13 protein-coding genes, 2 tRNA genes and 1 other annotated feature are annotated in these 10,780 nt (G+C 55.7%); of the genes, 6 read left to right on the forward strand and 9 right to left on the reverse strand.

Translation table 11 applies throughout. From position 1 onward, the window contains the following. From SMC7_RS04320 to SMC7_RS04340, 5 genes are all read left to right on the forward strand, one after another. On the forward strand, positions 1-1,074 hold a 1,074-nt coding region (locus tag SMC7_RS04320), incomplete at its 5' end, for a putative PEP-binding protein (protein WP_320409473.1). 16 nt (positions 1,075-1,090) lie between these two features. After that, positions 1,091-2,197 carry a deoxyguanosinetriphosphate triphosphohydrolase gene (locus SMC7_RS04325; protein WP_119089124.1) on the forward strand — a complete coding sequence of 369 codons (1,107 nt, stop codon included), beginning with the start codon at positions 1,091-1,093 and terminating at the stop codon, positions 2,195-2,197. 94 nt (positions 2,198-2,291) lie between these two features. Further along, positions 2,292-4,001: a DNA primase gene (gene dnaG, locus SMC7_RS04330; protein WP_119089125.1), complete on the forward strand. Its 1,710-nt coding sequence runs from the start codon at positions 2,292-2,294 to the stop codon at positions 3,999-4,001. Beyond that, positions 4,001-5,476: an RNA polymerase sigma factor RpoD/SigA gene (locus SMC7_RS04335; protein WP_207798711.1), complete on the forward strand. Its 1,476-nt coding sequence runs from the start codon at positions 4,001-4,003 to the stop codon at positions 5,474-5,476. Before dnaG ends, SMC7_RS04335 begins: the two co-directional genes overlap by 1 nt. 54 nt (positions 5,477-5,530) lie before the next feature. Then, a tRNA-Asn gene (locus SMC7_RS04340) sits at positions 5,531-5,606 on the forward strand. Positions 5,607-5,887: 281 nt separating this feature from the next. On the opposite strand, the gene SMC7_RS04345 is transcribed toward SMC7_RS04340, so the two are convergent. Beyond that, a complete protein-coding gene (locus SMC7_RS04345) occupies positions 5,888-6,139 on the reverse strand; it encodes a GlsB/YeaQ/YmgE family stress response membrane protein (protein ID WP_119089126.1) in 252 nt (83 codons plus the stop codon). Between the two features lie 404 nt (positions 6,140-6,543). On the opposite strand from SMC7_RS04345, the gene SMC7_RS04355 reads away from it, so the two are divergent. Beyond that, a complete protein-coding gene (locus SMC7_RS04355; RefSeq protein WP_119089128.1) occupies positions 6,544-7,443 on the forward strand; it encodes a 4-(cytidine 5'-diphospho)-2-C-methyl-D-erythritol kinase in 900 nt (299 codons plus the stop codon). A 3-nt stretch (positions 7,444-7,446) separates the two neighbouring features. Here SMC7_RS04355 and rplL read toward each other — a convergent pair whose 3' ends face one another. From rplL to rpmG, 8 genes are all read right to left on the reverse strand, one after another. Beyond that, positions 7,447-7,809: a 50S ribosomal protein L7/L12 gene (gene rplL, locus SMC7_RS04360; RefSeq protein WP_119089129.1), complete on the reverse strand. Its 363-nt coding sequence runs from the start codon at positions 7,807-7,809 to the stop codon at positions 7,447-7,449. Between the two features lie 23 nt (positions 7,810-7,832). Then, positions 7,833-8,378, reverse strand: a complete 546-nt coding sequence (gene rplJ, locus SMC7_RS04365; protein ID WP_119089130.1) for a 50S ribosomal protein L10 — start codon at positions 8,376-8,378, stop codon at positions 7,833-7,835. A 16-nt stretch (positions 8,379-8,394) separates the two neighbouring features. Next, positions 8,395-8,527 (reverse strand) — a sequence feature (ribosomal protein L10 leader region). Positions 8,528-8,534: 7 nt separating this feature from the next. After that, entirely contained in the window at positions 8,535-9,224 is a 690-nt protein-coding gene (gene rplA, locus SMC7_RS04370; protein ID WP_119089131.1) for a 50S ribosomal protein L1, read from the reverse strand. A 54-nt stretch (positions 9,225-9,278) separates the two neighbouring features. Further along, positions 9,279-9,704: a 50S ribosomal protein L11 gene (rplK, locus tag SMC7_RS04375; protein WP_119087630.1), complete on the reverse strand. Its 426-nt coding sequence runs from the start codon at positions 9,702-9,704 to the stop codon at positions 9,279-9,281. A gap of 30 nt (positions 9,705-9,734) precedes the next feature. Next, entirely contained in the window at positions 9,735-10,265 is a 531-nt protein-coding gene (gene nusG, locus SMC7_RS04380) for a transcription termination/antitermination protein NusG (RefSeq protein ID WP_119089132.1), read from the reverse strand. A gap of 6 nt (positions 10,266-10,271) precedes the next feature. After that, a complete protein-coding gene (gene secE / locus SMC7_RS04385; RefSeq protein ID WP_119089133.1) occupies positions 10,272-10,487 on the reverse strand; it encodes a preprotein translocase subunit SecE in 216 nt (71 codons plus the stop codon). 21 nt (positions 10,488-10,508) lie between these two features. Continuing rightward, positions 10,509-10,584 (reverse strand) — tRNA-Trp (locus tag SMC7_RS04390). A 16-nt stretch (positions 10,585-10,600) separates the two neighbouring features. Then, positions 10,601-10,750 (reverse strand): 50S ribosomal protein L33, encoded by a 150-nt coding sequence (gene rpmG / locus SMC7_RS04395; protein WP_119089134.1) that lies wholly within the window; start codon positions 10,748-10,750, stop codon positions 10,601-10,603. Positions 10,751-10,780 lie beyond the last annotated feature (30 nt).

Consider the following 10,780-nt stretch of genomic DNA (forward strand, 5'->3'; position numbering starts at 1 on the left):
GACGGCATTCGCCGTCTCGGCGTACGTGCCAATGCAGACACGCCCGCGAATGCCCACAAGGCACGCGCTTTTGGTGCGGAGGGCATTGGCTTGTGTCGCACGGAGCGTATGTTCAATGATCCTGAGCGTCTGCCCCTCATGCAGGAGATGGTCATCGCGAGTTCGCTCGAAGAGCGCACCCCCGCCCTCGAGAAACTGCTTCCGATGCAGCGCGACGACTTCGAGAAGATCCTTGAGGCCATGGACGGTTTCCCGGTCATCATCCGCCTGCTGGACCCGCCTCTCCACGAGTTCCTTCCCCAGATAGACCGACTCACCGAGGAAATGGCCGAGGCAGAGACGGCGCACGACGAAGCACGCATCACCTATCTGAAGAAGGTCATGAAGCGGTACAACGAGCTGAAGGAATTCAACCCGATGATTGGTTTCCGCGGCTGCCGCGTTGGAATCGTGTATCCCGACATCTACCAGCTGCAGGTCCGTGCAATCGCCGAGGCAACTGCCACACTCGTCAAGCGAGGATTGCACCCGATGCCCGAAATCATGCTGCCCCTTGTTGGTCACGTGAACGAGATCAAGGTACTCAAGCCGCTGGTTCAGGAGGAACTTGACAAGGTGTTCGAGCGCGAAGGCATCACGGTTGCTGTAAAGATCGGCACCATGGTCGAAGTTCCCCGCGCCTGCTTGACTGCGGACGAGATCGCCGAGTACGCCGAGTTCTTCAGCTTCGGGACCAACGATCTCACACAGACAACCTTTGCCTACAGCCGTGACGATGCTGCTGGAACCTTCCTGCCAGCCTACCTTGATGCCAAGATCCTGAACGTTGATCCCTTCCAGAGCATTGATGAGAAGGGCGTGGGCAAGCTTGTGCGCATCGCTGTAGTTCTTGGCCGTCAGACGAACCCCAGGATTGAAATCGGTATCTGTGGGGAACACGGCGGCGACCCCGATTCCATTGAGTTCTGCCATGTGTCTGGTCTCGACTATGTCTCCTGCTCGGCACCGCGAGTCCCCATTGCGCGCCTTGCAGCTGCACAGGCCGTCATCAAGAACAGGCCGGCCGCCAGTTAACACAGAATTCCCATACATGCTACCTATCACGAACTACAGGGATAGGGAAGGAAGGCTGCTCTCTCAGGGAGCAGCCTTCGGCATTGCCAGTAAGGGGCGAGTCTTGCCTGAGAGTGATGACGGTATCCGATCGCCATTCCAGAAAGACCGCGACCGCATCATTCACGCGAGCGCGTTCCGAAGACTCCAGTATAAGACACAGGTGTTCATGGCACCCAAGGGTGACGAGATACGTACAAGGCTCACACACACCCTCGAGGTCGCGCAGTTGTCACGCTCAGTGTCCGACGCCCTCGGTCTCAACGAAGACCTCGTCGAGGCGATTGCACTTGGACACGACCTTGGCCACGCGCCATTCGGGCACACGGGAGAGGCAGTCCTAGATGTGAAGTTGAAGGAGATTGATCCCAGCTTGGGATTCGAACATGCACGACAGAGCCTCCGCGTGGTCGACAGCTTGGAGCGCCGTGAGCGTGGACACGGTGAGGTGCTCTTTGGGCTCAATCTCACCTATGAGACCCGCAACGGTATCGCCTCTCACAGCAAGGGGCTTGAAGAAATGAGCAAGCTGGAGGACATGCTGAGTCCACAGACTCTGGAGGGACAGATCGTGCGCCTCTGCGACAGAGTCGCCTATGTCAACCACGACCTTGACGATGCCATCCACGCCGGCATCATCGATACGACCGACGTCCCGGCAATGACAGTGGAGGCACTGGGCAGCTTCTACTCGCAACGCCTCGATACGATGGTGCTGGACATCATCCGATCCAGCTCCGCCGCAGGAGAGATTGTCATGAGCCAACCCATACAGGAGGCCATGGACAACCTCATGCTTTTCCTGAAAGACAGGGTATACGTGCATTCGGAGCCAAAACGCGAAGAAGGGAAAGCTCGTGACTTGCTGTCCCGCATTTTCGACTTCTGCATGCAGGACGTCAGGCGTATGGAGCCCTATCTGCGAGAGCACCCCATGACCTGCGAGTCAGACGATCCGGCTCCCATGCTCCGTGGAAACCTCCAGAGCACGGCACGGATCGTGACGGACTATGTCGCCTCGATGACGGACCGAATGGCGCTCAAGGTGGCAACAGACCTGGTGATGCCCCACATCTACGTCTAGGAAGTCCGAGAGCGCCGATTGCGGTACATCTGTGAGGAGGCCGGGAACGATTCAGGCCTCCTCTCTCGTATACCTAGGTGGTAGCCACCCACACATGGAATACAAAGAGTACATCGCCGACATAAGCACCAAGATTGGCATCCTTGACGTCATTGGCCATTATGTCAAACTGCGCAAACAGGGTCGCAATTATGTGGGCCTCTGCCCTTTCCATCATGAGAAGACACCGTCATTCACGGTCAGTCCCGACAAGAACATGTTCTACTGCTTTGGCTGCAAAGCATCCGGAGATATGCTGACGTTTGTGCGCAAGGTACACAACGTGTCACTTCCAGAAGCAATCGAGGTTGTGTCCAAGGAGTTCCATGTCGAGCTGCCGCCATGGCATATGTCCACGGCGGCGTCACGGGAACGTCAGGAACTCCTGCAAACGCTCAAGCTCGTCGCGACCGCATTTGCTGCTACGTTGCAGAGCAGTCAAGCAGGTGAGTGCCAGGAGTATGTCAGAAGTCGCGGACTCAGTTCTGAGACAGTGAAGCTCTTCTCTCTTGGCTACTGCCCTCGCAACACAGACAGTCTCGTCAAGTGGTGTGCGGAACACGGGATCGATGAGGATAGCCTCGCACGCACCGGCATCGTGCAACGGCATGAAGGGCACTCGTTCTCGCCATTTGCCCATCGACTGATGTTTCCAATCTGGGACAGCATCGGCAATATCATCGCATTTGGTGGACGAGCCATCGACGGGTCGATGCCCAAGTACACGAACAGCCCCGAGACTCCGCTGTTTGCCAAGAGAAGGACGCTTTACGCGCTCCCTCTCGCTGAGCCGTCCATACGTGAAACCGGGACGGCTGTCGTCGTCGAGGGATACATGGATGCTATCGCTCTCCACGCCGCAGGTTTCACCAATGTCGTTGCCTCGCTTGGCACGGCATTCACAGAGGAACAGGGTACCCTGCTGAGACGGAGCGCCTCTCGCGTTCTGCTCAATTTCGACAGTGACGAAGCCGGCCAGCGCGCCGCTCGACTTGCACTCTCCATAGCCGACCGAACCGGGCTGGACGTAGCCGTGGTCAGGGTCGAGGGGGCAAAGGACCCAGATGAGCTGCTGCGCGAACCTGGGGGAAAGGCTCAGTACCAGGTCGCCCTGGACCAGGCAATATCCGTGGGCGATTTTCTGCTCGATGCTGCCGTCGTGGGCAGGGACATGAACTCGGTAAGCGGTCGAAGGGCATTTGTACAGGAGATGATGGAGTCCGTGGACGACATGCAGGACTCACTGCTCAGAACTCAGCTCCTTACCCAGATTGCCCGTCGGGTCGATGTTCGTGAGGAAGAGGTTCTGGCAATCTATCACAAGGGCCGCACACACGTCGAACAGCCTACGGTCGCCGATCCGTGGAGACTCTCGCGCAAGAGCCTCGGACACTCCAGGATTCCCACAGGGGGGTCTCTGCAGACCACGCGCTCCAAGCTTGAGCAGGATCTGATCCATGGTCTGATACACAATCTCGACCGGCTTTCGGAGCTCTCGCCACTCCTCGATGGGCTGTCGTTGCAGAATGAATCCTGTCAGGAAATTCTCAGCGTACTGCGCCGCGAAACCTCCGGGGAAGCAGCTCTGGTGCCCTCACTGGTTGCACAACTCGGACCGGAAGCTGCCGCCCTGGTCGGTCGATGGAGTCTCGAAGAACACAAGTTAAGCTGTCAGGATGTGAGAGATGCAGCCAAGTGGCTGCGAACGGGGTCGTCTGCCGTGATACCGGGAGATGGCTCGATAGCCCATGAAAGGGGTGGATGATGGCAGAGAAGAAGCATGCGGTACGCAAGACCGAGGTTCAGGAAAAGGCTCATCCGGCCAAGGCCTTACGGATCCCGCACAAGAAGCTGGCAGAAACAGTAGCCCTGCCCGAGACAGCCACCAAGACTAAGCGCGTCAAGCCGTCCCCGAAGGTGCCCGCGACCGTTGCCGTGGCCGAAACCTCCGAGGCCGCTCCTCACGTGAAGCGCGTTCCCAAAGCCAAGGCCCTGAAGAAGGAGAAAAAACCTATCCATGAGAAAGGGCATGAAGCCAGCCTAGATCTGGAAGAGGAACAGGAGGGCTCGCATGAAGAAGGTCCTGCCGCAGAACCGCCGCTCCCCAAGAAGCGTGAGCTGATCAAGTTGCTGGACAGCGCCCGTCGAGAGGGCGTCCTAGACTACGAAGCCATCATGAATGCGCTGGAAAAACACGACCTCTCCGTCGAAGAACTCGACATCTTCTATGAGCGGATGGACTTCGAGGGAATCGTCTTTGGTACTCCCCGCTTCGTCAAATCCACAGCCAAGAAGACCATTGCAGCGCCTTCTATCCCCTCGATCATCCGCGTTACGACCCAGGAGGAGCAGAACCCAATCCAATCCTATCTGAGTGATATCGGCCGCGTGCCACTGCTGACACCAGATCAGGAGAAGTCACTGGGCAAGAGCGTCATGGCGGGCGACATGGAGGCCCGTCGCCAGCTTATCGAAGCCAACCTTCGCTTGGTCGTCAGTATCGCAAAGAAGTACACGGGGCGCGGCTTGTCCTTCCTTGACCTGGTCGAAGAGGGCAATCTCGGCCTTATCAGGGCCGTCGAGAAATTCGACTACAAGCGTGGATTCAGATTTTCCACGTACGCCACGTGGTGGATCCGACAGTCGATGACGCGTGCGCTGGCAGACCAGTCACGCCTGATCCGGGTTCCGGTACACATGGTCGAGAACCTCAACAAGATCGACAAGATCAAGAAGGGTTTCTTGCAGGAACACGGGCGAGAGCCGACCAAAGAAGAGCTCGCCACCGCCATGGGCATCCCCGTCAAGAAGATCATACGGTATCTGCGCCTCGGGCAACAGCCACTGTCTCTCGAGAACACCGTCGGAGATGAGGAAGAGAGTCGTCTGGAGAACTTTATTGAGGACGAGAAGAGTCCCTCTCCTGAGAAGGAAACCTTCAACAAGTACTACAAAGAACAGCTGGAGCGCATCCTCGAGACGCTCCCGGAACGCGAGAAGAAGATCCTCATCTACAGAGAGGGCCTTCAGGGTGAATACGAGCACACCCTGGAAGAAGTCGGCACAATGTTCCAGGTCACACGTGAACGTATCCGCCAGATTGAGGCAAAAGCCAAGCGCAAGCTGAAGGAGATGATTGCCAAGGAGAATGGGATGAGCGAGGAGGACATGCACAACGATGGCAATGTCATCCGGCATCGTACGTCGTCGAATCGAAGACGCTCGCCTTCTCAGACCTGATTGACAGTCGACATCTTGACATACGAGCTGTCAACACTACACTTACTGTTGCGTTCCCCGATAGCTCAACGGTGGTAGCACTGGACTGTTAATCCGGGGGTTGTAGGTTCGAATCCTACTCGGGGAGCCAGAGTCTAACCCGCCGATTTTGGCGTTGCTCGTCCAACACAAGACTCTGTGTGATGAACCCCTTGGGGTCTTTTTTTGTCCCAAGACCCTGCAGGACCCATCTCTGATCGCAGCCAAGAAGAGAAACCACATCAGCCCGCTCAAGGACAAGCAGCGGCTCGTCAATGCGCAGCAGAAAACAGCCGGTAATGAACTGGCAGCCGGGCGAATTTCAACGGAGAATCATCGCCGCCGACCCAGCCACCAGTTCCGATGCAGGCGATTGTACGACTTTTCGCCAGGTTATCTCCTTCCGCCTCTTATGGCCCGCACCACGGCGATCAGCAATATCGCGCCCACCACTGCCGTAATCAGGGCTCCCCATATTCCGCTGCTCGGAATTTTCAGCAACCCGAACACGTATCCGCCGATGTATCCGCCGATCGCACCGATGACCAAATCGCCGAGCAAGCCATAACCGCTGCCTTTCATGACTTGGCCCGCAATCCAACCTGCGACGATACCGATGATGATCCACCAGAGCCAACTTGGCATATCCTAGCCTCCTTGTTTCGAAATCCCAGTCAGGGTTTGACTGTCAGACATCAGATAAACCGCAGCTTCGACGCTTTCCAGCCATTTCGTGCCCATGAATTCTGCTTCAAGGCCACCATGTTTGGACGTCGACCAATGTTGAGCAACATGCAAATAAGATAGTAGTGAGGCGGAATGGTCCTGTCAATCCCCCGGTCTCTTTCTTCCGGGCTGCGTCTCCTCATCTCCCTTCCGACACTTTCCACCGCGTATTCCAGCAACAGGGCCAGCGGCCTGATTCCGGAGCTTGCCCCAAGCGCTGACCGACCGCAGCGGTTGCTCTTGTCAGAGAGTGGCATGTCGTCCGGTCATGACTATACTCAGATTATGAGTGCCGAAGGAACATTGGCCATCGAAAAGACGCGATGCGCCTGACAATTGAGACACGGACCAAACTCAATGCCTGGCTGCGCGTGCTGCCGAAGGAGAAGGGTGCCGCGCTGCATGGACTCGAATCTCTGTTTCTTCCGATCGCGCTGGGTGATCGCCTCATTGTCGATACGTCGCTCTCCGAGACGCCGAGGTTTCTCCTTTCGTCCAACAGACCGGATCTTATCCCTAGCAACACAGTTCAGGAGGCATGGAATGCATTCGTCGATTCGTGTCCCCCTGCCCGTGGTCGACCATCCTTCCAGATAACTGTGCATCTCGACAAGCGTATCCCCGAACAGACTGGCCTAGGTGCAGGAAGCGGTGATGCGGGCACGATGCTTCTTCTCCTCAACCAGTTGCATGGGTTCCCCCTCAACAGAGGCCAGCTTCACGCTATCGCCTGTCGGATCGGCTCGGACATTCCATTCTTCGTCCAGTCGGGTCCGTGCATCGTACGCGGTATGGGAGACCGAGTAGAACCGCTGCCATCATTTCCCCATCTCACGTGTTGCGTAGCTCTCCCAGAGTTTCGCGTAGATACCAGACACGCATACGAACTACTGGACAATGCTATGGCCGACAACGGGGCTTCAGCCGTGGACCCTTCTGTCTCGCTTGACATCGTTCTAGAAGCCCTCCAGAAGCTTGAACCGTTGTCCCGCTCTGGTTCCTTTCGGCTGAACTCCTTTGAGGCAACTCTCGGCGAAAACACAGCCAGTTTCCTGAGCATTCGCAGCATGCTCCTCGCAAGTGGCGCCATTCTCGCCGGTCTCAGCGGTTCAGGGAGTGCCGTCTTCGGTATATATGCAGAAAGGGCAGCTGCTGAGACAGCTGCCCTTGATGTCCAGCAACGCGTCAGCGCCGCGCGGACATTTGTTGCGGAGATTCTATAGAGACTATTTAACCTCGGCGGTAGCGCCTGCAGCCTCGAGCTTGGCCTTGATCTCGTTGGCTTCCTTCTCGGGGATGTGCTCCTTGACGGGTTTCGGAGCGCCATCGACGACGTCCTTTGACTCCTTGAGGCCGAGGCCCGTGATCTCGCGGACAACCTTGATGACCTCGATCTTTTTCTCGCCAACGGTCTTGAGGATCACGTCAAACTCGGTCTTAACTTCGACAACGGCGGCTGGGGCAGCCGCAGCAACAGCAACTGGGGCTGCAGCCGAAACGCCGAACTTCTCTTCGATCATCTTGACGAGGTCAGCAAGGTCAAGGACAGTCATGCTCTCGATAGCTGAAAGGATTTCTTCTTTGGTCATGTCATTCCTCCTATTGAATGATGTTATGCTTGCGGTGTGACCTGAGCCTTCTGCTCACGGACTTTGTCAAGTGCATAGGCAATACTGCTTACAGTTTGCTTCAGTGCCATGGCTAGCCCTGTGACTGGCCCATTCATGCCGCGGCACACCTGAGCGATGAGTTCGTCCCTGGTCGGCAACAGCGCGAGACGCTCGACCATCGGCTCGTCGAAAAAGCTCCCGTCAACGATTGCGCCCTTGACTACAAAGCGCTGTTCGCCAAGCTTGCCAGTCGGTTTCTTGTACAGAGCCTTTGCCAGAATAGATGGATCGGTCTTGCCGAGTCCGATAGCGGTCATCTGTGTGAACAGAGATTCCGGCAAACTCAGGCCGATTTCCTTCATGGCCCGCTCGAGGAGAGTATTCTTGACAACAACATACTCAATGCCCTGCTTCGTCAGTTTCTTGCGTTCGTTCGCAACGAACGACGCCTTCAGCCCCTGGTAGCTCACGAAAACGATCGACTCCGACTCTTTCAGCTGCTTGACAAGGTCACCCACAAGCTGTTTCTTCTGATCCCTAGTTAGCATGTTTCACCTCCTCTTTGCGTAGAAAAGAAAAGCTCTCTGCCAACAACAGAGAGCCGTATTGCACATGGTCAAGAAGCGCAAACGCCTCGGCGGGCAAGATTGAGGGGATGAACCCCGCTCGCTGTCTTGGGCTACTAGTCGTAATAGAAGTGTACTCTAAAGTTTGCTCGTGTCCAGTCGGATTGCCGGGCTCATGGTGAGCGACATATAGGTCTTGCCAAGATACGTTCCCTTGACCGAGGAAGGACGAGCTCTCTGGATCGCTTCAAAAAGAGACATGAAGTTCTCCTTGATGGCAGCAGGAGCGAAGCTCGACTTGCCAAGAGGGCAGTGAACCGTACCAATCTTGTCAACGCGGAACTCGATCTTACCGGCCTTGAACTCGCGAACAGCCTTCCCTACGTCCAGCGTCACCGTGCCCGCCTTAGGGTTGGGCATCAATCCACGTGGCCCCAATACACGGGCTATCTTTCCAAGCGTCGCCATCATGTCCGGGGTTGCGATTGCAACATCGAAGTCCAGCCAGCCGCCCTTAATCTTCTCGACGAGTTCCTCGCCACCCACGAAGTCAGCGCCTGCCTCCTGAGCCTCAGCAGTCTTGTCACCCTTGGTAAACACGGCAACCCTGACAGTTTTGCCCGTACCAGCCGGAAGTGTCACGACGCCACGAACGTTTTGGTCAGCCTGTTTCGGATCGACGTTGAGCTTCATGCAGACCTCGATCGTCTCATCGAACTTGGCAGTCCTCAATTTGGGGAGCAATTCGACCGCCTCATCCAAAGTGTAGATCTTGGCATAGTCGACAAGCTTTGCTACTTCTTGATACTTCTTTCCCTTCTTGCTCATGAATTACCTCCGTGGTTACGTGGAGAAACTCCTCCCACGTGCGCTATGAATCCGTTACTCGACGACCGTGACTCCCATGCTCTTGGCGGAGCCCCCAATGATCTTGATAGCTTGCTCGATGTCAGCAGTGTTGAGATCCTCCATCTTGATCTTGGCGATCTCGGCCAACTGAGCCTTTGTGATGCGACCAACCTTCTTCTTGTTCGGCTCACCCGATCCAGACTCGATCTTGATGGCCCTCTTGATAAGGGACGATGCCGGCGGAGTCTTGGTAATAAAGGTGAACGACTTGTCTTCGAACACAGTTATGACTGCAGGGATGACCAAACCAGCCTTGTCCTTGGTCCTCTCGTTGAACTGCTTGCAGAACTCCATGATATTGACACCCTTCTGACCAAGAGCTGGACCAACAGGCGGTGCTGGCGTTGCCTTCCCTCCCTCAATCTGTACGCGCGCGTACCCTACGATCTTCTTCGCCATAGCAGATACTACCCCCTAAACTCAGATCTGTCAGATCTTCTTGATAAAGCCGAAATCGATCTCGACTGGCATTTCGCGTCCGAACATCATAAGCCTGATGCGAGTCTTTTCCTTCTCAGGCGAGATACTCTCGACCTTACCCTGCATCCCATCAAACGGGCCACCGATAATCTGTACGGTATCGCCAACTTCGAAGTGAAGCTTCGCCACCGCCTCTTCTTCGGAAACCCTGTTCTTGATAATCCGCTCAACCTCTTCGTCCGAAAGAGGGATGGGCTTTCCATAGTTGCCAACAAATCCCAGGATGCCGGGAGTGTGCGTAACCACATTCCAAGTCTCGTCATCCATGATCATCTCGACAACGAGATACCCCGGGTAGACTTTCTCCTGTTTGACCTTCCGTTCCCCGTTCTTGATGATCACCTTGTTGTCCACGGGGAGAACCACAGAAAACACGCGGTCCGTGAGAGCCAACGTCTTGACCTTCTGTTCCAGATTGTTTCTGGCCTTTTCCTCCGCACCAGAGTATGTGTGCAGGAGGTACCAGTTGCGGTCAGCCATCCAGACCTACGAGATGAGCCACTTCAGGGCGGCTGCAAACAAGTAGTCCCAAGCACCGATATATATGGCCCAGAATGCAACGAAGGCGATGATGGTCACTCCGGACTTCATAAGTTCACGAGGCCGGGGCCACGTGACCCTATGCCGAATTTCTGTCCACATAGACCGAATCCAGTTTTTGAAGCGTATACCTGCCGGCTTGACTGTCTTTATATTACTCACATGTTCCTCCTCAAAGGAAGGTGGCAGGCCCGGAGGGGCTCGAACCCCCAACACTCGGTTTTGGAGACCGATGCTCTACCAGTTGAACTACGGGCCTACCTGGGGTCTTGCGGTTACTTTGTCTCCTTGTGTTCCGTATGCTTTCTGCAATGCGAACAGTACTTGTTCACATGCACTTTGTCTGGGTCATTCTTCTTGTTCTTGATGCTGGTGTAGTTGTGGTTCTTGCACACTGTGCACTCGAACGTAATGATGTCTCTCATGACAGCTACCTACTCCAGAATCTTGGTGAC

It is taken from the genome of Candidatus Cryosericum terrychapinii, from assembly GCF_003570925.1.
Lineage (GTDB): Bacteria > Caldisericota > Caldisericia > Cryosericales > Cryosericaceae > Cryosericum > Cryosericum terrychapinii.

Coding starts and splice junctions, on each gene's coding strand:
- SMC7_RS04325 (WP_119089124.1), top strand. CDS start 1,091: ATGCTACCTATCACGAACTACAGGGATAGGGAAGGAAGGCTGCTCTCT.
- dnaG (WP_119089125.1), top strand. CDS start 2,292: ATGGAATACAAAGAGTACATCGCCGACATAAGCACCAAGATTGGCATC.
- SMC7_RS04335 (WP_207798711.1), top strand. CDS start 4,001: ATGGCAGAGAAGAAGCATGCGGTACGCAAGACCGAGGTTCAGGAAAAG.
- SMC7_RS04345 (WP_119089126.1), bottom strand. CDS start 6,139: ATGCCAAGTTGGCTCTGGTGGATCATCATCGGTATCGTCGCAGGTTGG.
- SMC7_RS04355 (WP_119089128.1), top strand. CDS start 6,544: ATGCGCCTGACAATTGAGACACGGACCAAACTCAATGCCTGGCTGCGC.
- rplL (WP_119089129.1), bottom strand. CDS start 7,809: ATGACCAAAGAAGAAATCCTTTCAGCTATCGAGAGCATGACTGTCCTT.
- rplJ (WP_119089130.1), bottom strand. CDS start 8,378: ATGCTAACTAGGGATCAGAAGAAACAGCTTGTGGGTGACCTTGTCAAG.
- rplA (WP_119089131.1), bottom strand. CDS start 9,224: ATGAGCAAGAAGGGAAAGAAGTATCAAGAAGTAGCAAAGCTTGTCGAC.
- rplK (WP_119087630.1), bottom strand. CDS start 9,704: ATGGCGAAGAAGATCGTAGGGTACGCGCGCGTACAGATTGAGGGAGGG.
- nusG (WP_119089132.1), bottom strand. CDS start 10,265: ATGGCTGACCGCAACTGGTACCTCCTGCACACATACTCTGGTGCGGAG.
- rpmG (WP_119089134.1), bottom strand. CDS start 10,750: ATGAGAGACATCATTACGTTCGAGTGCACAGTGTGCAAGAACCACAAC.